We start from the raw sequence: 21,476 nt of genomic DNA on the forward strand, positions 1-21,476 counted from the left end.
CATCCGACTGGACAATGTTCTTTACGTGGTCTTTATGCGACTGCGCCGAATTTCTACACCTTCTCTATGCGCGCAAACCTAGATTGGCGGTCGTTCCCTTACGGACTGCCGTCATGGATTCTCTGTATCTGCTGCTATTGATCGCATTGGTCGGCTCGACCGCCGCCTTCCTGCGCCTGTGCGCGTACCTGGAGGACAAGCCGTGACCTGCGTTTTCGTCGCCGGCGCCGCGATGGCGCTCACCCTGATCGGGCCCCGCTTCGCCCTGTGCAAGAGCGGAGCGGAACGATGAGCGCCCTCTACTGGATCGCCGGCCTCGTCGCGCTCGCGCTGAGCGTCTATCTCACCGTCGCCCTGCTCAAGCCGGAGTGGTTCGAATGACCGCGAATGCCTGGATGCAGATCGGCCTCTATCTGGCCGTCCTTCTGATCACCGTCAAGCCGCTCGGCGCGTACATGGCCGCGGTCTTCTCCGACGCGCCGAACCACGTGACGCGCCTCGGCGCACCGGTCGAGCGCTTCCTCTACCGCCTCTGCGGCATCCGCGCCGACGAGGACATGGGCTGGAAACGCTACGCCGTTGTGATGCTCGCGTTCAACGTGCTCGGCCTGCTTGTGGTCTATCTGCTGCAGCGCGTGCAGCAATGGCTGCCGCTCAACCCGCAGCAGTTCGACGCGGTGACGCCGGATTCGGCGATGAATACCGCGATCAGCTTCGCCACGAATACGAACTGGCAGGGCTACGGCGGCGAATCGACGATGAGCTATCTCACGCAGATGCTGGGTCTCGCCGTGCAAAACTTTCTTTCGGCCGCGACCGGCATCGCCGTGCTGATCGCGCTGATCCGCGGCTTCTTGCGCAAGACCGCGCAAGGTATCGGCAATTTCTGGGTCGATCTGACGCGCAGCACGCTCTATGTCCTGCTGCCGCTGTCGTTCGTGCTCGCCTTGGTTCTCGTCTCGCAAGGCGTGCCGCAGGATTTCAAGCCGTACGCAACGGTGTCGCTACTGCAAGCGACGACGGCGACGGAAACGGTCAAGGATGCCGACGGCAACGTGCAGAAGGACGCTGCAGGCAAGGACATGACCAAAGAGTCGCAGGTCGCCGAACAATCCCTGCCGCTCGGACCGGCGGCGTCGCAGATCGCGATCAAGCAGCTCGGCACGAACGGCGGCGGCTACTACAACGCGAATTCGGCACATCCGTACGAGAACCCGACGCCGTTGTCGAACTTCCTCGAAGTGCTGGCGATCCTGTTGCTTCCCGCGGCGCTCTGCTACACCTTCGGCACAATGGTCGGCGACCGCCGCCAGGGTTGGGCGCTGCTCGCGGCAATGCTCGTGATCTTCGTGCCGCTGCTGATCGGTTGCGCGCTGGCCGAACAGTCCGGCAATCCGGCTCTCGCCGGCCTGAGCCTCGACCAGCATGCAAGCGCCTTGCAGGCCGGCGGCAACATGGAAGGCAAGGAGACGCGTTTCGGCATCGCCAATTCCGCGATCTGGGCGACGGCGACGACCGCCGCATCGAACGGCTCGGTCAACGCGATGCACGATTCGTTCACCCCGCTCGGCGGACTCGTGCCGATGTGGCTGATGCAGCTCGGCGAGGTGATCTTCGGCGGCGCCGGCTCGGGCCTGTACGGCATGCTCGCGTTCGCCGTGGTCGCCGTGTTTATCGCCGGCTTGATGGTCGGACGCACGCCCGAGTACCTGGGCAAGAAGATCGAAGCCTACGAAATGAAGATGGCGAGCCTCGTCGTGCTGATTCCGTGCGCGCTCGTCGTCGTCGGCACCGCGATCGCCGTGCTTGCGCCGGCCGGCGTCGCCGGCATCGCCAATCCGGGCATCCACGGCTTCAGCGAGATCCTTTACGCGCTGTCGTCGGCGTCGAACAACAACGGCAGCGCGTTCGGCGGCCTGTCCGCGAACGCGCCGTTCTGGAACGTGCTGCTCGGCATCTGCATGTTCTTCGCGCGCTTCCCGCTCGCGATCGGCATGCTCGCGATCGCCGGCTCGCTCGCGGCGAAGAAGCACGTGCCGCAATCCGCCGGCACGCTGCCCACGCACACGCCGCTGTTCGTCGTGCTGCTCGCGAGCACGGTGATCGTGATCGGCGCGCTGACCTTCCTGCCCGCGCTCGCGCTCGGGCCGATTGCGGAGCAGTTGATGGCGCTTGGCCATTGATGCCCTTGCTCGTCATTCCCGCGTGCTTTCAGCGGGAATCCAGCGACTTTTGCCTTTGATGCCTCAGCGCGACAAGCAGAAAAGGCACTGGATTCCCGCCTTCGCGGGAATGACGAGCCAAAAACTAAAGACGAGCAAAAGAATTCCAACGAACCTGTTCGCAAAACAATCATGACAACCCTCCAAACCAGCGCCCTCGACAAACGCCTGCTGATCCCCGCAATCGGCGACGCGTTCCGCAAGCTCGCGCCGCGCGTGCAGTTCCGCAATCCGGTGATGTTCGTCGTCTTCGTCTGCAGCATCCTGACCACGCTGCTCTGGCTGCAGGCGTTGCGCGGCAACGGCGAAGCGCCGGCCGGCTTCATCCTCGGCGTCGCGCTGTGGCTGTGGTTCACGCTGCTGTTCGCGAACTTTGCCGAGGCGATCGCCGAAGGCCGCGGCAAAGCGCAGGCGGCCTCGCTGCGCGGCGCGCGGCGCGACGTCGTCGCGAACAAGATTCCCTCGCCCGATCAGCGCGACCGCGTCACCGTCGGCGCGGCGCACGACCTGCGCAAGGGCGACTTCGTCATCGTCAAGGCCGGCGAATTCGTCCCCGGCGACGGCGAAATCGTCGAGGGCGCGGCGACCATCGACGAATCCGCCGTCACCGGCGAATCGGCGCCCGTGATCCGCGAGTCGGGCGGCGACCGCAGCTCGGTGACCGGCGGCACGCGCGTGCTCTCCGACTGGATCGTCGTGCGCATCACGAGCAACCCCGGCGAGAGCTTTCTCGACCGCATGATCGCGATGGTCGAAGGCGCGAGCCGGCGCAAGACGCCGAACGAGATCGCGCTGACGATCCTGCTCGCCAAGTTCTCGCTGATCTTCCTGCTTGCCTGCGCGACGCTGCTGCCCTACTCGCTCTATGCGGTACAGAGTTCGGGCCATGGCGAGCCGGTGACGATCACCGTGCTCGTCGCCCTGCTCGTCTGCCTGATCCCGACCACGATCGGCGGCCTGCTCTCGGCGATCGGCATCGCCGGCATGGACCGCATGATCCAGGCCAACGTGATCGCGATGTCGGGCCGCGCCGTCGAAGCGGCCGGCGACGTCGACGTGCTGCTGCTCGACAAGACCGGCACGATCACGCTCGGCAACCGCCAGGCGGTCGCGTTCCACGCCGCGCCGGGCGTCGACGACAATGCGCTCGCGAATGCCGCGCAGCTCGCCTCGCTCGCCGACGAGACGCCCGAAGGCCGCAGCATCGTCGTGTTGGCGAAGGAGAAGTTCGGCCTGCGCGAACGCGAAGTCGGCGGCAACGGCGTCGTCTTCGTGCCGTTCACCGCACAGACGCGCATGAGCGGCGTCGACATCGGCACGCAACAAGTCCGGAAAGGCGCGCTCGATGCGGTGAAGAAATACGTCGAGTCGCTCGGCGGCCAGCTGCCCGCGGCGGTGACGCGCGCCGCCGAGGACATCGCGCGCAAGGGCGGCACGCCGCTCGTCGTCGCCGAGAACAATCAAGCGCTCGGCGTGATCGAGCTGAAGGACATCGTCAAAGGCGGCATCAAGGAACGTTTTGCCGAACTGCGCCGCATGGGCATCAAGACGATCATGATCACCGGCGACAATCCGCTGACCGCGGCGTCGATCGCCGCCGAAGCGGGCGTCGACGACTACCTCGCCGAAGCGACGCCCGAAGCGAAGCTCAAGCTGATCCGCGACATCCAGGCGGAAGGCCGCCTCGTCGCGATGTGCGGCGACGGCACCAACGACGCGCCCGCGCTCGCCCAGGCCGACGTCGCCGTGGCGATGAACAGCGGCACGCAGGCGGCGAAGGAAGCCGGCAACATGGTCGACCTCGACTCGAACCCGACCAAGCTGATCGAGGTCGTCGAGATCGGCAAGCAGCTGCTGGTCACGCGCGGTGCGCTGACCACGTTTTCGATCGCGAACGACGTGGCCAAGTACTTCGCGATCATTCCGGCTGCGTTCGCCTCGACCTACCCGGCGCTCAACGCGCTCAACGTCATGCACCTGGCCACGCCGCAGAGCGCGATCCTCTCGGCCGTGATCTTCAACGCGCTGATCATCGTCTTCCTGATTCCGCTCGCGCTCAAAGGCGTGCAGTACCGCGCCGTCGGCGCCGGCGAGCTGCTGCGCCGCAACCTGCTCGTCTACGGCGTCACCGGCCTGATCGTGCCGTTCGTCGGCATCAAGCTCATCGACATGATCCTCGTCGCATTCGTCCATCTGCAAGGCAGCTTTTGATGCAATCGATCCGCGACCGCAAAAGCCGCAAATCCGCCGGCGTGGCCGCACTTTTCAACACAATCCGGACTTCGACATGACAATCCTGATCCGCCCCGCCCTTTCGCTACTGCTCGCGCTGACCGGCGTGACCGGCGTGCTCTATCCGCTCGCGGTCACCGCCGTCGCGCAGGTGGTTTTTCCGAACCGGGCCAACGGCAGCATGATCGTCCGTGACGGAAAGCCACTCGGCTCGGAGCTGATCGGCCAAGCGTTCGCCGATCCGAAGTATTTCTGGGGCCGGCCTTCGGCAACGACGCCGTTCGCGAACAATTCGGCCTCCTCCGGCGGCTCCAACCTCGGCCCGACCAACGCCGCGCTGACCGATGCGGTGCGGCAACGCATCGACGCGCTGCGTGCGGCCGACCCCGGCAATACCGCTCCCGTGCCGGTCGATCTCGTCACCGACTCGGGCTCGGGCCTCGATCCGCACATCTCGCCGGCCGCCGCGCGATACCAGATCGCGCGCGTCGCGCGCGTGCGCGACATCGCCGCCGACGCGGTCGCAACACTCGTCGCGCAGGCGACCGAGGGGCGCCAGTTCGGCCTGCTCGGCGAACCGCGCGTCAACGTGCTGAAGCTCAATCTCGCGCTGGACGCGCGCTGATATCCGCGGGGCGGCGCATGCGACAATAGCGCATGGCATCGCAGCCCGAGGAACGACGGCCGGCTCCGGACGAACTGCTCGCGCGCATGCGCCGCGAAGAGGCGCGTGCGCAGCGCGGACGGCTGAAGATCTTCTTCGGCGCCGCGCCCGGCGTCGGCAAGAGCTACGCGATGCTCGAAGCTGCACGCAAGCTCGAGGCCGAGAACGTCGATGTCGTCATCGGCTACGTCGAACTGCACGGACGCCCCGATACGGAAAAACTGCTCGAAGGACTTGAGGTTCTTCCGCCGCAAAAACTGGAACACCGCGGCGTTCAATTGACCGAGTTCGATGTCGATGCGGCGCTGAAACGCCGTCCGCGCGTCATTTGCGTCGACGAATTGGCCCACAGCAACCACCTCGGGGCGCGCCATCCGCGGCGATGGATGGATGTGGAGGAACTGCTCGGTGCCGGCATCGACGTCTACACGACGGTCAACGTGCAGCACCTCGATAGCCTCAACGATGTGGTCGCGCAGATCACCGGCGTGCAGGTGCGCGAAACCGTGCCGGATCGCGTGTTCGACGCGGCCGACGAAGTGGAACTCGTCGACCTGCCGCCCGACGAGCTGCTGCAGCGTTTGCGCGAAGGCAAGGTCTATGCGAGCGAAAAAACCGGCCAGGCACTGACCTCGTTCTTCCGCAAGGGCAATTTGATCGCGCTGCGCGAACTCGCGCTGCGCACGACGGCCGACCGCGTCGACGCGGCGCTGCGCGCCTATCGCGAAGACCACGCGATCGCGCAGACCTGGGCCGCGGGCGAGTTCGTGCTCGTCTGCATCGGCCCCGATCCGCTGTCCGAACGCGTAGTGCGCGCCGCGCGCCGGCTCGCGACCGCGTTGCACGCGGGCTGGATCGCGGTCTACGTCGAGACGCCGGCGCTGACGCGGCTGCCGCGCGCGGCGCGCGACCGCGTCCTCGCCAATCTGAAGCTGGCCGAAGCGCTCGGCGCGGAAACGGCAAACCTGTCCGGCGAATCGGTCGCGAGCGAACTGCTCGCCTACGCGCGCCGGCGCAACGTCAGCAAGATCATCCTCGGCAAGCCGAGCCGCCCGCGCTGGCGCGACCGGCTACGGCCCTCGCTTGTCGACGAGATCGCGCGGCGCAGCGGCGCGATCGACGTCTACGTCATCTCCGGCGAGGCCGGCGAACAGGCCGCGCAGTCGCGGCGCCTGCCGCGGCGCACGAGTCCGTGGCAGGCGTATGCGCGCAGCGCCGCCGTCGTCGCCGCGATCACCCTGGTCTGCGAACTGTTGTATCCGCACGTCGAGCTGACCAACCTGGTCATGCTCTACCTGCTCGGCACCGTCTACGTCGCCGCGCGCATCGGCCGCGGGCCGTCGGCGCTCGCGGCGGTGCTGTCCGTGCTGTTGTTCGATTTCCTGTTCGTGCCGCCGATCTACTCGTTCGCCGTCTCCGACGCGCAGTACCTGATCACGTTCGGAGTGATGCTCGCCACCGGCTTCGTCATCAGCCATTTCGCCGCGCGCGGCAAGCGCCAGGCCGCGGTCGCGCGTGCGCGCGAACGGCGCACGAACGAACTCTACGCGCTGAGCCGCGAGCTGGCGCAGTCGCGCAACGTCGACGAACTCGGCCGCATCGTGATCCGCCATATCCTTGCCGACATCGACGGCGAAGCGGCCATGCTGCTGCCCGACGCCGAGGGCCGCCTGCTCGACCCGGCCCGTTTCTGCACGCGTGGCGCGGCGGCCGCGCATGCGCCGCGCTACCCCGTGCCGGGCAACGATCTCGGCATCGCGCAGTGGGCCTACGATTATCGCCAGAAAGCCGGTCGCAACACCGACACGCTGGCCAGCGCCGACGCGCTCTATCTGCCGCTCAATGCGCTCAAGCGCTGCATCGGCGTGGTCGGCCTGCGGCCGAACGATCCGGCCCGGCTCGACGTGCCGGAGCAGATGCAATTGATCGAATCCTTCGTCAACCAGGCCGCGGTCGCGATGGAACGCGTGCAGCTCGCGCAGACCGCGCAGGCCGCCGACGTCGAGATCGAGTCGGAGAAGATGCGCAACGCGCTGCTGTCGTCGATCTCGCACGATTTCCGCACGCCGCTCGCGAGCATCGTCGGCGCGGCGTCGACGCTGCTCGACGAATCGGGCCACGCGCTCGAACCGGCACAGCGCAAGGCGCTGCTGCACACCGTGCTCGACGAGGCCAACCGCCTGCACCGCCTCGTCGGCAACCTGCTCGACCTGACCCGGCTCGGCGCCGGCAAACTCGCGCTCAAGCGCCAATGGGTACCACTCGAGGAAATCGTCGGCGCCGTTCTGCGCCGGCTGCACGACGCGCTCGACGGGCGCAAGATCGACGTCGCGCTGCCGCCCGACCTGCCGCTGCTGCACGTCGACGAAGTGATGATCGAGCAGTTGCTGTTCAACCTGCTCGACAATGTGCAAAAGTATACTCCAGCCAGCAGCGCGATCGAAATCGCGGCGAGCACCGTACGCGACGAGATCGTCGTCCAGGTGCGCGACCACGGCCCCGGCCTGCCGCCCGGCGAAGAAACGCAGGTGTTCGAAAAATTCCACCGCGGCCGCGACGAGGCGGCGCAGAGCGGCTTCGGACTCGGGCTCAGCATCGCCCGCGCGATCGTCGAGGCGCACGGCGGCGACATCCGCGCGCGCAACCATCCGGCCGACCAGGGCGGCGGCGCGGAATTCCTCTTCACCTTGCCGATCGAGCAGGAGCCGCGCGAATGAACGCGCTGCGCGCCAGCGTGCTCGTGATCGAGGACGATCCGCAGATCGCGCGCTTCCTCGCCACTGCGCTCGACGCGCACGGCTACGCGGTGCACGTCGCCGCGACCGGCGGCGATGGCCTGCGCGAGGCGGCGCTGCGCCAGCCCGACGTCGCCATCGTCGACCTCGGCCTGCCGGACATCTCCGGCCTCGAGGTGATCGCGCGCCTGCGCGAGTGGTTCACGCGGCCGATCCTCGTGCTTTCGGCGCGCAGCCGCGAAGCCGACAAGGTCGGCGCGCTCGACCTCGGCGCCGACGACTACCTGACCAAGCCGTTCGGCATCGGCGAACTGCTCGCGCGCCTGCGCGTCGCCGAACGCCACCGCGCGCGCGGCGAGAGCGCGGAACCGGAGGCGCGCATCGAGGCGGGCGACCTCGTCGTCGACCTCGCCGCGCACCGCGTGCGGCGCGGCGGCGCCGACGTGCACCTGACGCCGATCGAATTCCGCCTGCTCGCCGCTCTCGCGCGCCACCGCGGCAAGGTGCTGACCCACCGGCAACTGCTCGCCGAAGTCTGGGGCGCGGCGCACGTCGAGTCGCCGCACTACCTGCGCATCTACCTGCGCGCGCTGCGCCATAAGATCGAGGCCGACCCGACTCAGCCGAAGCATCTCTTGACCGAAGTCGGCGTGGGCTACCGCTTTGCCGCCGACTGAACGCGCGGCACCCGGCCGCACAAAATTCCACGGAATCGGGTATAATCAGGATGTTAAGCGACCCGCAGCGACGACTCGCATCACCGGCCCGCCGCGCCACGTCGAAACGACTTTGATATCCGCCTTCGGCAGCCTTGACCGGTTGCCGCGGGCGATTGCATTTTGCGAAAGCCCCGATCCATACCAGGTTCAAACCTTCAGAGCTACCACCATGGCCCGTACCAAAGCCCTCAAGTTCTACCGCAACATCGGCATCATCGCCCACATCGACGCCGGCAAGACGACGACGACCGAGCGCGTGCTCTACTACACCGGCAAGAAGCACCAGATCGTCGACGTGCACGACACCAAGGACGGCAAGGGCTCGACCACGACCGACTACCTCGAGCAGGAGCGCAAGCGCGGCATCACGATCCAGTCCGCCGCCGTGTCGACCGAGTGGAAGGGCTACCAGATCAACGTCATCGACACCCCGGGACACGTCGACTTCACGATCGAGGTGAACCGCTCGCTGCGCGTGCTCGACGGCGCGGTCGTCGTGTTCGACGGCGTCGCCGGCGTCGAGCCGCAGACCGAAACCAACTGGCGCCTCGCCGACCAGTACCGCGTGCCGCGCATGTGCTACGTCAACAAGATGGACCGCATCGGCGCGAACTTCGGCCACTGCGTCAAGGGCATCCGCGAGCGCCTCGGCGCAAACGCGCTGCTCTGCCAGGTGCCGCTCGGCAGCCACGACGAATTCTGCGGCATGGTCGACCTCGTCGCCGGCGTCGGCTACAAGTGGGATTCGCACGACAAGGATTCGACCTGGGAAACGATTCCGCTCGACCAGGTCAAGGACAAGGTGAAGTTCGCCGCGACCGCCGACAACGAGTGGGTCGCGAACCTGCCGAAGCTGCGCCAGGACCTGCTCGAGACCGCGCTCGCGCTCGACGACGAGGCGTTCGAGAAGCTGCTCGAGACCGGCGAGTTCGACCCGGCCGTGCTCAAGGCCTGCATCCGCAAGGGCTGCATCGAAGGCAAGCTCGTGCCGGTGTTCTGCGGTTCGTCCTACCGCAACAAGGGCGTGCAGCAGCTGCTCGACGGCGTCATCGATTACATGCCGGCGCCGGGCGAGAACGGCGGCATCGCCATGGTCGACGAAGACGGCAAGCAGATCGGCGTCCAGGAAGTGAAGGACGACGCGCCCGCGCGCGCGCTCGCGTTCAAGGTCATCAACGACCAGTTCGGCACGCTCACCTTCGTGCGCGTCTACTCGGGCGTGATCAAGAAGGGCGACACGCTGCTCAACGTCACCCGCGACAAGAAGGAGCGCATCGGCCGCATCGTCGAAGTGCAGGCGAACGCGACCAAGGACATCGACGAGGTCCGCGCCGGCGACATCTGCGCCTTCGTCTCGATGAAGGACACGGAGACCGGCGACTCGCTCAGCGACCCGGCCCATCCGGCCCTGCTCGAGCGCATGCGCTTCCCGGATCCGGTGATCTCGGTGTCGGTCGAGCCGAAGAGCCGCAACGACATCGACAAGATGTCGACCGCGCTCTACAAGATGGCCAAGGCCGACCCGTCGCTGCGCCTCGAAGTCGACCAGGCCACCGGCCAGACCGTGCTCAAGGGCATGGGCGAGCTGCATCTCGAAGTCACGATCGACCGCATGCGCACCGAGCTCGGCGTCGAGGCGATCATGGGCAAGCCCAAGGTCAGCTTCAAGGAGAAGTTCGGCCAGACGGTCGAGCACGTCTACACGCACAAGAAGCAGTCCGGCGGTTCGGGCCAGTTCGCCGAGGTGAAGGTCCGCTTCGAGCCAACCGAGCCGGGCACGGGCGTCGAGTTCGTCGACGAGATCGTCGGCGGCCGCATTCCGCGCGAGTACATTCCGTCGGTCGACTTCGCGGTCAAGACCGAGTCGAAGAAGGGCCAGATCGCCGGCTACGAGGTCGTCGACTTCAAGTTCACCCTGCTCGACGGCAAGTTCCACGACGTCGACTCCTCGGCGCTCGCGTTCGAAATCGCCGGCAAGGCCTGCTTCCGCGAAGCGCACAAGATGTCGAAGCCGAAGCTGCTCGAGCCGATGATGAAGATCGAGGTCGTCACCGAAGCCGAGTTCCTCGGCGACGTGATCGGCGACATCAACCGCCGCCGCGGCCAGGTCAGCGACCAGGGCCAGAAGGGTCCGCAGGCGTTCGTCCAGGGCTTCGTGCCGCTGGTCGAGATGTTCGGCTACATCAACTACCTGCGCTCGGCGACGCGCGGCCGCGGCAACTTTACGATGGAGTTCGACCACTACTCCGAAGTGCCGGCCAGCATGGTCGACAAGCTGATGGAAGACGAGAAGAAGGACAACAAGGCCGCCTGATTTCCGGCCGGGTTCGAAAGACAAGGCCGAGCCCCGCTCGGCCTTTCTTTTTTCCCGCCGCCCGCCGTGCGTGGTGCGCCACGCAGCGGGCGGCGCGATAAAATACGCCCCTCGTCAAACGCAACGATTCGCAGGTATTCCCATGGGCAGAGGCCCCAGCATCGAAGGCCGCAAGAACGCCGAGGACGCGCGCCGCGGCAAGCTCTTCACCAAACTGATCCGCGAGATCACGATCGCCGCGCGCCAGGGCGCCGACCCCGCCAGCAACGCGCGCCTGCGCGCCGGCATCGACAAGGCGAAGGCGGTGAGCATGCCGAACGACACGATCGAGCGCGCGCTCAAGCGTGCGACCGGCGCCGACGCCGCCGACATGCACGAGCTGCGCTACGAAGGCTACGGCCCGGGCGGCATCGCGATCATCATCGACTGCATGACCGACAACCAGCAGCGCACGGTCGCCGATGTGCGCAGCGCGCTGACCAAGCACGGCGGCAATCTCGGCACCTCGGGCTCGGTCGCGTTCCAGTTCAAGCATCTCGGCGAACTCGTGTTCGCGACACCGGACGCGGCGAGCGAAGAGAAAGTCCTCGAAGTCGCGCTCGAAGCCGGCGCCGACGACGTGCAGGCGGACGGTTCCGGATCCAATCGGGGCCAGAGCACCGTGCTGTGCGCGCCGGAGAACTACGAAGCGGTGAAGAAGGCATTGGTCGAGGCCAAACTCGAGCCCGTGCGCGCCGATATCGTATGGCGGCCGGAGAACCGCGTCGCCGTTTCGGGCGAGACCGAGGAAACCCTGCTCGACCTGCTCGACCGCCTCGAAGACCTCGACGACGTGCAGGAGGTCTACCACAACGCGGCGCTGAGCGACGCGTGAAAGCTTTTTAGGCCGCCATCCCCGCGCAAGCGGGAATGACGGTATCCTTTCCCTGAACTCGCTTCGGCCCGGTAGCTCAGTTGGATAGAGCGCGCCCCTCCTAAGGGCGAGGTCACAGGTTCGACTCCTGTCCGGGTCGCCATTTTTTACTAACCGATTCCAATGAGTCCCAGCAAAGTCAGCGAAGGCGCCGAACGCGGCTGGATCGTGCCGATCGGCGGCGCCGAAGCCAAGCACAACGACGCGCGCATCCTCGAACGCTTCGTCGCGCTGTGCGGCGGCCACGATGCGGACATCGTCGTCATCCCGACCGCGAGCCAGCTCGCCGACACCGGCGCGCGCTACGAGGGCATCTTCTCCGACCTCGGCGCCGCGCGCGTGACCGCGATCGACTTCGACACGCGCCGCGACGCGGAGGAGAAAAACCGCCTGCGGCGCATCGAACAGGCGAGCGGCATCTTCTTCACCGGCGGCAACCAGCTGCGTATCTCGACCCTGCTCGGCGGCACGCCGATCGCGCAGGCGATCCGCTCCTGCAACGCGCGCGGCGTCACCGTCGGCGGCACGAGTGCCGGCGCGAGCATCCTTTCCGAGCACATGATCGCGTTCGGCAAGGAAGGCTCCTCGCCGACCGCGGGCAGCGTACGCCTCGCGCCCGGCCTCGGCCTGACCAATCGCTTCGTCATCGACCAGCATTTCCGCCAGCGCGACCGCCTCGGCCGCCTGCTCGCCGCGCTGGCCTACAACCCGTTCCTCGTCGGCATCGGTCTCGACGAGGACACGGCTGCCTTCATCAATCCGGACAACACGCTCGAAGTCGAAGGCTCCGGCGCGGTGACCGTGGTCGACGCGGGCGAAATGCAGTTCTCCTCGATGGACCAGGTCAGCGAGAACGAGCCGGTCTGCCTACTCGGCCTCAAGGTGCACATCCTCGTCGCCGGCGCGACCTACAACCTCGCTACGCGCACGGCGTCGGCCGGATCACTGGTGTCGCCGAAGCAGACGCACTGAGCGTTTTCCCGCCGATTGGCGAATTGCGCATTTTGTGTTTTCCTTGGAGGCATGGGGCCGGTTGCCCTGACCGCGGGGATTTGAAATGCGCATACTCGACCGTTCCGTCTACGTCGGCCCCTCGCTGTACGCGCACTTCCCGGTCATCAAGCTCGAGCTCGACCTCGGCGAGCTGGAAAATTGGCCGACGGCGAAGCTCGGCGATGCGTTCATCGACGGCCTCGTCGCTGCCCTGCCCGGCCTGAAGGAACACGGCTGCTCGTACCGCGAACCGGGCGGTTTCATCCGCCGCATGCGCGAGGGCGAAGGCACCTGGCTCGGCCACGTGCTCGAACACGTCGCGATCGAACTGCAGAACGTCGCCGGCGAAGACGTCACCTTCGGCAAGACGCGCAGCCTCAGCGACGCGCGGCCCGGCGTGTACACGGTCGTCTACGAATACGCGCAGCGCGAGGAAGGCATCGCCGCGGGCGACCTCGCCCTGCGCCTGCTCTGCTCGCTGCTGCCGGAGAACCTGCGGCCGAAGGACAGCGTGCCCGCAGGCTGGAACTTCGCCGAGGCGCGCGACCAGTTCATCCGCTACGCGCAGCGGCGCGCGCTCGGGCCGTCGACCGCCTCGCTCGTGCGCGCCGCCGAACAGCGCGACATCCCGTGGCTGCGGCTCAACGAGCAGTCGCTCGTGCAGCTCGGCCACGGCAAGTACCAGCAGCGCATCCAGGCGACGGTGACCGGCCGCACCTCGCACATCGCCGTGGAACTCGCGAGCGACAAGGAGGAAACGAACAAGATCCTCGCCTCGCTCGGCCTGCCGGTGCCGAAGCAGGAACTCGTGCGCAGCGAGGAAGGCGCGCTGCGCGCTGCGCGCCGCCTCGGCGGCCCCGTGGTCACCAAACCGTACAACGGCAACCACGGCCGCGGCATCACGATCGCGATCACGAAGGACGAAGACGTGATCGCCGGCTTCAAGGCCGCGCAGGAACATTCGAACTCGGTCATCGTCGAGACCTATCTCGCCGGCGACGACCATCGCCTGCTCGTCGTCAACGGCGAACTCGTCGCCGCGACCAAGCGTACGCCGGGCCATGTCGTCGGCGACGGCACGCGCACGGTGCGCGAACTCGTCGACATCGTGAACTCCGATCCGCGCCGCGGCGTCGGCCACGAAAAGGTGTTGACCAAGCTGCAGCTCGACCGCGAGGCGACAGTCATGCTCGAAGGCGCCGGCCTCAGCTTCGATTCGGTGCCCGAGAAAGATCGCGTCGTGCCGCTGCGCAAGACCGCCAACCTCTCGACCGGCGGCACTGCGACCGACGTCACCGACGTCATCCACCCCGACAACCGCGACATGGCCGTGCGTGCGGTGCGCGCGATCGGGCTCGACGTCGGCGGCGTCGACTTCCTTTCGCCGAACATCGCCGAAAGCTACAAGAGCGTCGGCGGCGGCATCTGCGAGATCAACGCGGCGCCGGGCTTCCGCATGCACGTGTCGCCGAGCGAAGGCACGCCGCGCGACGCGGCCGGACCGGTCATCGACATGCTGTTCCCGCAGGGCACGCCCGCGCGCGTGCCGATCGCCGCGATCACCGGCACGAACGGCAAGACCACGACTTCGCGCATGCTCGCGCACATCGCCAAGATGGCCGGCTACACGCCGGGCCTGACCACGACCGACGGCGTCTACATCGACGGCCAGCGCACGGTCGAGGGCGACATGACCGGGCCGGTGTCGACGCGCATGGTGCTGGCCGATCCGAACATCGATATCGCGGTCCTGGAAGTTGCGCGCGGCGGCCTGCTGCGCGCGGGCATGGGCGTGCCCGAGGTGAACGTCGCCGCCGTGCTCAACGTGCAGAACGACCATCTCGGACTCAAGGGCATCGACACGCTCGAACAGCTCGCCGAAGTGAAGCGCATCCCGGTCGAGGTCGCCAAGGATTGCGCCGTGCTCAACGCCGACGATCCGCACGTTCTGAAAATGTCGGCGTATACCGAAGCGAAAGTCATCTGCTACGTGACGATGAACCCCTCGCACGCGCTCGTGCGCGAGCACGTGCGCGCGGGCGGGCGCGCCTGCGCGCTCGAGGCCGGCGTCAACGGTTCGATGATCACGCTGTACGACAAGGGCAGCCATATCCCGCTGATGTGGACGCACCTGATTCCGGCCACGCTCGAAGGCCGCGCGCTGCACAACGTGCAGAACGCGATGGTCGCCGCGAGCGCGGCCTTCGCGCTCGGCATCAAGCTCGACGCGATCCGCCAGGGCCTACGCACGTTCGACACGACCTTCTTCCAGGCGCCCGGCCGCATGAACGTGTTCAGCGAGCATCCGTTCAAGGTGCTGATGGACTACGGTCACAATGCGCACGCGGTCGGCGTCATGGCCGACCTCGCCGGGCGCCTCGACGTGGGCGGACGCCGCATCGTCGTCGTCGCCGGCCCAGGCGACCGCCGCGACGAGGACCTCGTCGAGATCGCGGCCGCGGTCGCCGGCAAGTTCGACCACTACATCGTGCGCCGTGACGACGCGCTGCGCGGCCGCGACGGCGACGAGGTGCCGCGCATCATCGCCAAGGCGTTGCAGGAAAAAGGCGTGCCGGCCTCCGCGATCACGATCATCCCCGACGAACAGGAAGCGATCGACGCCGCGCTCAAGATGGGCAAGCCGGGCGACCTGCTGCTGGTCTTCGCCGACGCGCTCGCGCGCTCGTGGAAGCAGATCACCAAGTTCCATGCCGAAGGCACGCCGGCGCCCGCGGTCAAGCGCGTCGAACCGGTCGCGGCGATCGAACCCGCGATCGAGGAGCGTGCCGTGGTCGAGATGGACGGCCTGATCCGCGACGAGCGCGGCATACGCTTCGCGCGCGACACCGAAGACTGACCAAGCCATGCCGCTTCCGTTCGAGGATTCGCGCCGGTTGACCGGCGCCAATCTCTACTTCCCCGCGCCCGGCGCCGTGCTCGAAACCGCGCAGGGTATATTTGTGGACAATGCCGCTGTCGAGCACTGGCGCACCGAGGTCGAACGCCTGCGCCGCGAACTCGGCTGGCCCGAAATCGAAACCGCAACACGACTGCGCAGCGGCGCCGGTTCGCTCGCGATCACCGCCCCGATCGACCAGCTTTTCACCGCCACCGAAGTCAACGAGTGGGCGCTCGAACGCGCCCTGCTGCCCTTCTCCCACCGGGAGAAGGTGGCGCGGCAGCGCCGGATGAGGGAAGCGCCTGGTACGCTGCAGCAGCGCAACATCGGAACCCAAAAACTCCCTTTCGACAACGAAACACTCGCCTTCATCCGCGAGTTGCGCCGCACTTCGACCAATCCCGAACACCTGATCTGGTCGTTCGTGCGCAACCGGCGACTGCGTGGTGCGAAATTCCGCAGGCAACATGCCATCGGCCCCTATGCGCTCGATTTCTATTGCCACGAATTGAAGCTCGCGATCGAACTTGATGGGGGTCAGCACGGCGAATCTGAAGCTCGGGTGCATGATGCGCGCCGCAACGACTTCCTTGCCGGCCGCGGCATCGAGACGCTGCGCTATTGGAACAATGAAGTTTCAGACGACCTCGAAAGTGTTCTGACGAACATTTGGAACCGCGTCGCCACGCTGTCGAATGCTTACCTTCTCCCATCGGGAGAAGGTGCCCGAAGGGCGGATGAGGGAAAGGCATCTCCGTTTATTTCGACGGCTCTCCCAACCCGCGACGCGCTTCCCTCATCCGGCGCTGACGCGCCACCTTCTCCCGGTGGGAGAAGGGAAGATTTTTTCCACGCCCCGGCCTATCCCGCGATCTGGGACGAAGAGCTTGCGCTGCACACGCTCAAACTTGCGTCAGTCGCGGAACGGCAACCTGAGTTGACTGCACTGATCGACGCAGCGCACCGGCACGATCTTCCGCTGCTGCTCGACGACGACGCGCTGACCCTCGGCGAAGGCGACGGCGCGCACACCTGGCCGCTCGACGCCCTGCCCTCGCCCGATTCGGTCAATTGGAAATCGCTGCACGCCATTCCGGTCGCGCTCGTCACCGGCTCGAACGGCAAGACGACGACGACGCGCCTCGTCGCCGCGATCAGCGAGCGCGCCGGGCGGCGCACGGCGTTCAGCAGCACCGACGGCGTCGTCATCGGCGGCGAACTCGCTGCCGCCGGCGACTATTCCGGCCCCGCCGGCGCGCGCACCGCGTTGCGCGACGCGCGCAGCGAAGCGGCGGTCCTCGAGACCGCGCGCGGCGGCATCCTGCGCCGCGGACTCGCGGTCGAGCGCGTGCAGGCGGCGATCGTCACCAACATCAGCGCGGACCATTTCGGCGAATACGGCGTGCACACGCTCGACGACCTCGCCGATGCCAAGTTAGTCGTCGCGCATGCACTCCGCGCCAACGGTACGCTCGTACTCAATGCCGACGACGACGTGCTCGTGCGGAAAAGCCGGAGTCCGGGATTCGCGATTCGCGACTCGGAAAAAACAAAACGCCTGGCGTGGTTCGCACTCGACGCGGATCACCCTTTGCTCGCCACGTATCGCGCCCAAGGCGGTACGACCTGCGGCGTGCGCGGCGGCGAACTGATCCTGCACGCGAACGGAACCGAACGCTCGCTCGGCCGCGTCGCCGACATGCCGCTCAGCGCGCGCGGCGCGGCGAAGTACAACATCGCCAATCTCGCCGGGGCCGCCCTGCTCGCACACGCGCTTGGCATCGACGCGGCGCTCATCGCGCAGGTGTTCGCCTCGTTCGGCGCGCGCAACGGCGACAACCCCGGAAGACTGATGCGCTGGACCTTCGGCACCGCGACCGTGCTGATGGACTATGCGCACAACCCCGACGGACTGCGCGGGCTGCTCGACGTCGCGCGCAGCCTGTCGCCGTCCGGGCGCCTCGCCATCGTGCTCGGCCAGGCCGGCAACCGGGAGGACGCCGACGTCCGCCAACTGGCGACGGTCGCGGCGCACCAGCGCCCGGACCTCGTCGCGCTCAAACATCTGCGGATGCACCTGCGCGGCCGCCCGCCCGGCGACGTCATCGCGATCCTGCGCGGCGAACTGATCGCGCGCGGTATCGTCGCTGACAACATCGTCGATGCCGTCGAAGAAATCGATGCCGCGCGCACCGCTCTGGAATGGGCGCGCGATGGCGATCTCGTCGTGCTGCCGATCCACACCAAGGAAGGGCGCGCCGACGTCGTCGCCCTGCTCGACCGACTCGCCGCGACGAATTGGCAACCCGGGAATCCCTTGCCCTCGTAGGGGCGCGATTCATCGAGCCCGGCTTTTGATTCCGTGAATCGCGAAGAGCCGGGCGCAATGAATTGCGCCCCTACGGTCAACAATCCGTCGAGGATCACATGAACTCGGCCAGCTTCGGCCACAGTTGCGCAAGCGGCTTGCGCACGCCGCGGCAGAGAAAGATGTCCGGGTGCCATTTCGTCTCTTCGTTCTCGACCTTGGCATCGTTGCCGGTGTGGCCGACGAGCTCGAACGTCGTGCACGGCTGCTCGAGGTCCTTCTTGCCATCGGAGCCGACGACGATCATGTTCTGCGGCGTCCGCCCGTACGGCCCGCGCAGCCAGAACGAGTTGGCCGCGCTCCACGCCTGCGGCAGGCCGTATTGCGGGCCGTACAGATCGAGCGCGCCGGCTTCGCCGTAGTTGCTCGCCCAGATGCCGGTCTGCGCGCGTTCCTCCGCGGTCAGGCCGTCGCGGATGCGCGCGACCTCGCGCGCGAGCTCCGGCCAGCCGAACTGTTCGCGGAAGTCGCCGTTGAGTTCGTTGACGCGCGCCCATGCGGGCGAATTCACCGGCACGAGCGGAAGGCAGACACGCAGCGCGAGCGCGCCGGACAACACGATCGCGAACGATGCGATCCAGGCGGCGCGCTGCCATTTCATGCTGCGCAGACGCTCGACCAGGATCTGCAACTGGATCGCACCGGCCGCGATCAGCATCGGATACAACGGCGCCGCGTAGTAGCCGCGGCCTTGCGCGGCGACGAAAATCGCGAGCGGCACGAGCGCCATCCAACCGAGGATGCGCCAACGCCCGCCGTGCCCGCGCGCGAACACCGAGCAGAGTCCGAGCAGCCACAGCGGCACGCTGAATGGATTCGTCGCGATGTAGAACTGCTGCCCGAGGAATCCGTCCGCGCGACCGATGCGCACGTCGCGCGCATGAATCTGCCGCAGCATGTCGAGCGTGACGAAATCGTGCCGGTATTGCCAGATCAGGTTCGGCAGGAAAATCAGCAATGCCAATGCGACGCCGCACCACAGCCACTTGCTGCGCAGATCGGCGCGCAGCGGAGTGAGCACGACGCCCGCGACCAGCCCCGCGGCGAAGAACGCCGCCGTGTACTTGGTCATCATGCCCAGGCCCACCATTGCGCCGATCGCGAGCCACCAGCGCGCGTCGCCCGACTCGATGCGGCAGACGACGAAGTAAGCGAGCAACACGTACCAGAGATAATCGAACGTGACATACATGAACAGCGCGCTGCCCGACAACGACACCGGCGCAAGCGCGACGGCGAACGCCGCGAGCAGCATGGCCGCTCCTCTCCCGCCGAGCCGGCGCGCCGTCAACCCGGCGACGACGAAGACGATGCTCTGCGCCAGCGCCGGGAAAAACCGGAACCCGGCCAGCGAGGCACCGAACAACTCCCACTCGACGCGTCCGAGGAACGGCGTCAACGGCGGGTAGGCGACGTAGCCCCAATCGAGCCGACGCGCGTCGCTGAGAAACTGCAATTCGTCGCGATGAAAGCCGTACTGGCCGTCCGTTGCGACGTGGAACGCCAGCTTTGCCGCGGCCAGCGCGACGAGAATCCACAGGTCGCGTTCAGACGCACGCGGCGGTCTCGGGGTCGGCATGGGGTCGTACACTCGCGGCGGTTCCAGGTGATGAGTCATCCCGCAAAATGTATACGATACCGAATCCGCGGCGCGTGCCGATGGTCACGCCCATGCCGGTATCATGCACTTCGCGGCGCCTTCGCTATTTGCCGAATGGTTTGCCGCGCACACTCGCATAGACGACATCAAAGACTTTCAGCGTATCGACCGATTCCACGCCGCCGACCGTGACAGGGCTGTCGAGATGCAGCACCTGCCCCCTCTCGCCATCGAACGCGGGCCATGCGGGCAGACCCGCACCGTTCGGATCGCCGGTCGCGATGAAGTTCGTCCAGTAGCCAACGATGCGATCGGCAAGCTCGCGATCCGGCGCGCTGCGTTGCAAGCCTGCTTGATCGAGATGATCGAACACGTACCACAGCTCGGCGAAATGGCTGGCGCCCCATCCGGCCTGGATCGAGTTTGCGGGAAACGGCGGACGACGATCGAATGAATAGTAAAAAACCCGACTCTTCCCCTGCGCGACCTGCAGCCGCGCCCAGGTCCACATGTCCCAGCCGAAGCGCAGATCGCGCTCGAAGTCGAGCCGGGCCCGCTTCGCCTGCGCATCGGTCGCATGCGGATACGCGGTCATCAACGGCGACGGCAAGACACCGAAAGTCTTTTCGATGTCCGCCTCGAATCCTTTTGCGGTCACGCCGCCCACGTCCGTCAGCGACCGCGCCTCGTCGGCATTCGCGCCGAGCAGCACGGGCACGTCGCCCTGCCGGGCGGAAACGTAGGCGTCGTATGGCCCAAGCGGCAGCACCTGGGGCTCCGCGACCGGATGCGTCACGGCATGCGCACGGCCCGAGAGCAATACGGCCGGGGTCAACTCGCGCAACTCGCGGATCGACTTGACGCCAAGCGAGGCCGCATATTCCTCGCCGTCGTGTTCGGCATTCGCCAATAGATAATTGGGCGCGAGTTGTACCGGCTCGAACAAGCCGCCGCTTTCAGCGATTGCGCGCGCGAATAGCCCGTGCGCGAGCGGCGAGGCGATCAGCATGCTCACCGACATCGCGCCGGCAGACTGGCCGGCCACGGTCACGCGCGCCGCATCGCCGCCGAAGGCGGCTATGTTGCGCTGAATCCATCGCAGGGCTGCGATCTGATCCATGAGTCCATAGTTGCCGGAGGAACGATTCGGCGATTCGGCGGTCAGTTCGGGATGCGCGAGGAAACCGAACGGACCAAGCCGGTACGCCACGGTTACGACGATGATGCCGCGGCGCGCAAGCCGGTCGCCGGCGTAGAGCGGCATCGACGCCGAACCGTTGGCGTAACCGCCACCGTGGATCCAGACCAGAACCGGCAACCGCTCGCCCGAGATGCGTCCCGGCTTCCACAGGTTGAGATACAGACAGTCCTCGCTCACGGACGGCGGCGTCTCGCCCGGCATCGATACGCCCTTCTGCATGCAGGCCGGCGCAAATTTGTCCGCTCTGCGCACGCCGGTCCAGGCGGCGACGCGCTGCGGCGGACGCCAGCGCAGAGCTCCAACCGGCGGTGCGGCAAACGGCACGCCCTTGTAGACGGTCACGCCATCCGTGCTCACGCCTTCGATCGCGCCGGTTTCGGTGACTGCCGGTTTCGCCCATGCCGCGCCTGCCGCTGCAAACCAGACGACGGCAAACCCGACCCATCCACATAGACGTGTCCGCATCGACGACTCCGTCGCTGAAAAATCAGACGACAGTGTGGGCAGGAGACGCCCCACCGGACAATCCGCTTCATCACAAGCGCGGCGCGTCCCGTCACAAAATTCCGCCACCGGTCACCGCACTGGCTGCCGCCCCGCGCGGCAAGGCAAAATA

The 21,476-nt window shown here is 66.8% G+C and carries 13 protein-coding genes and 1 tRNA gene; 12 read left to right on the forward strand and 2 right to left on the reverse strand.

Annotated elements, in window-relative coordinates; genetic code table 11:
- Positions 1-288: 288 nt before the first annotated feature.
- The 12 genes from kdpF (at position 289) to QM741_RS00665 (ending at position 18,020) form a co-directional block, all read left to right on the forward strand.
- The gene (gene kdpF / locus QM741_RS00610; protein ID WP_415205829.1) at positions 289-381 is read left to right on the forward strand and encodes a K(+)-transporting ATPase subunit F; all 93 of its coding nucleotides are present in this window, start codon (positions 289-291) and stop codon (positions 379-381) included.
- Positions 378-2,183 (forward strand): potassium-transporting ATPase subunit KdpA, encoded by a 1,806-nt coding sequence (gene kdpA / locus QM741_RS00615; protein WP_415205830.1) that lies wholly within the window; start codon positions 378-380, stop codon positions 2,181-2,183. Before kdpF ends, kdpA begins: the two co-directional genes overlap by 4 nt.
- 171 nt (positions 2,184-2,354) lie before the next feature.
- Positions 2,355-4,433, forward strand: a complete 2,079-nt coding sequence (kdpB, locus tag QM741_RS00620; protein ID WP_415205831.1) for a potassium-transporting ATPase subunit KdpB — start codon at positions 2,355-2,357, stop codon at positions 4,431-4,433.
- Positions 4,434-4,509: 76 nt separating this feature from the next.
- The gene (gene kdpC, locus QM741_RS00625) at positions 4,510-5,079 is read left to right on the forward strand and encodes a potassium-transporting ATPase subunit KdpC (protein ID WP_415205832.1); all 570 of its coding nucleotides are present in this window, start codon (positions 4,510-4,512) and stop codon (positions 5,077-5,079) included.
- 32 nt (positions 5,080-5,111) lie between these two features.
- The gene (locus QM741_RS00630) at positions 5,112-7,835 is read left to right on the forward strand and encodes a DUF4118 domain-containing protein (RefSeq protein WP_415205833.1); all 2,724 of its coding nucleotides are present in this window, start codon (positions 5,112-5,114) and stop codon (positions 7,833-7,835) included.
- Positions 7,832-8,530 (forward strand): response regulator, encoded by a 699-nt coding sequence (locus QM741_RS00635; RefSeq protein WP_415205834.1) that lies wholly within the window; start codon positions 7,832-7,834, stop codon positions 8,528-8,530. Before QM741_RS00630 ends, QM741_RS00635 begins: the two co-directional genes overlap by 4 nt.
- A gap of 211 nt (positions 8,531-8,741) precedes the next feature.
- The gene (gene fusA / locus QM741_RS00640) at positions 8,742-10,886 is read left to right on the forward strand and encodes an elongation factor G (protein WP_415205835.1); all 2,145 of its coding nucleotides are present in this window, start codon (positions 8,742-8,744) and stop codon (positions 10,884-10,886) included.
- Positions 10,887-11,028: 142 nt separating this feature from the next.
- Positions 11,029-11,760, forward strand: coding sequence for a YebC/PmpR family DNA-binding transcriptional regulator (locus QM741_RS00645; protein ID WP_415205836.1), 732 nt, complete (start codon positions 11,029-11,031; stop codon positions 11,758-11,760).
- A gap of 65 nt (positions 11,761-11,825) precedes the next feature.
- Positions 11,826-11,902, forward strand: a tRNA-Arg gene (locus QM741_RS00650).
- 20 nt (positions 11,903-11,922) lie between these two features.
- Positions 11,923-12,771 (forward strand): cyanophycinase, encoded by an 849-nt coding sequence (locus tag QM741_RS00655; protein ID WP_415205837.1) that lies wholly within the window; start codon positions 11,923-11,925, stop codon positions 12,769-12,771.
- Positions 12,772-12,856: 85 nt separating this feature from the next.
- Positions 12,857-15,649 (forward strand): cyanophycin synthetase, encoded by a 2,793-nt coding sequence (cphA, locus tag QM741_RS00660; protein ID WP_415205838.1) that lies wholly within the window; start codon positions 12,857-12,859, stop codon positions 15,647-15,649.
- Between the two features lie 7 nt (positions 15,650-15,656).
- A complete protein-coding gene (locus QM741_RS00665; protein ID WP_415205839.1) occupies positions 15,657-18,020 on the forward strand; it encodes a DUF559 domain-containing protein in 2,364 nt (787 codons plus the stop codon).
- A gap of 94 nt (positions 18,021-18,114) precedes the next feature.
- On the opposite strand, the gene QM741_RS00670 is transcribed toward QM741_RS00665, so the two are convergent.
- Positions 18,115-19,638: a glycosyltransferase family 39 protein gene (locus QM741_RS00670; RefSeq protein ID WP_415205840.1), complete on the reverse strand. Its 1,524-nt coding sequence runs from the start codon at positions 19,636-19,638 to the stop codon at positions 18,115-18,117.
- Positions 19,639-19,762: 124 nt separating this feature from the next.
- The gene (locus QM741_RS00675; RefSeq protein WP_415205841.1) at positions 19,763-21,325 is read right to left on the reverse strand and encodes a carboxylesterase/lipase family protein; all 1,563 of its coding nucleotides are present in this window, start codon (positions 21,323-21,325) and stop codon (positions 19,763-19,765) included.
- Positions 21,326-21,476: the final 151 nt, after the last annotated feature.

Origin of the sequence: Rudaea sp. (genome assembly GCF_047601565.1) — a bacterium.
GTDB lineage: Bacteria > Pseudomonadota > Gammaproteobacteria > Xanthomonadales > Rhodanobacteraceae > Rudaea.

Bases quoted from the DNA above. Each gene is read 5' to 3' on its own strand.
- QM741_RS00630 (WP_415205833.1), top strand. From the start codon at position 5,112: ATGGCATCGCAGCCCGAGGAACGACGGCCGGCTCCGGACGAACTGCTC.
- QM741_RS00645 (WP_415205836.1), top strand. From the start codon at position 11,029: ATGGGCAGAGGCCCCAGCATCGAAGGCCGCAAGAACGCCGAGGACGCG.
- kdpF (WP_415205829.1), top strand. From the start codon at position 289: ATGAGCGCCCTCTACTGGATCGCCGGCCTCGTCGCGCTCGCGCTGAGC.
- QM741_RS00635 (WP_415205834.1), top strand. From the start codon at position 7,832: ATGAACGCGCTGCGCGCCAGCGTGCTCGTGATCGAGGACGATCCGCAG.
- kdpA (WP_415205830.1), top strand. From the start codon at position 378: ATGACCGCGAATGCCTGGATGCAGATCGGCCTCTATCTGGCCGTCCTT.
- kdpB (WP_415205831.1), top strand. From the start codon at position 2,355: ATGACAACCCTCCAAACCAGCGCCCTCGACAAACGCCTGCTGATCCCC.
- QM741_RS00670 (WP_415205840.1), bottom strand. From the start codon at position 19,638: ATGCCGACCCCGAGACCGCCGCGTGCGTCTGAACGCGACCTGTGGATT.
- QM741_RS00655 (WP_415205837.1), top strand. From the start codon at position 11,923: ATGAGTCCCAGCAAAGTCAGCGAAGGCGCCGAACGCGGCTGGATCGTG.
- cphA (WP_415205838.1), top strand. From the start codon at position 12,857: ATGCGCATACTCGACCGTTCCGTCTACGTCGGCCCCTCGCTGTACGCG.
- fusA (WP_415205835.1), top strand. From the start codon at position 8,742: ATGGCCCGTACCAAAGCCCTCAAGTTCTACCGCAACATCGGCATCATC.
- QM741_RS00675 (WP_415205841.1), bottom strand. From the start codon at position 21,325: ATGCGGACACGTCTATGTGGATGGGTCGGGTTTGCCGTCGTCTGGTTT.
- kdpC (WP_415205832.1), top strand. From the start codon at position 4,510: ATGACAATCCTGATCCGCCCCGCCCTTTCGCTACTGCTCGCGCTGACC.
- QM741_RS00665 (WP_415205839.1), top strand. From the start codon at position 15,657: ATGCCGCTTCCGTTCGAGGATTCGCGCCGGTTGACCGGCGCCAATCTC.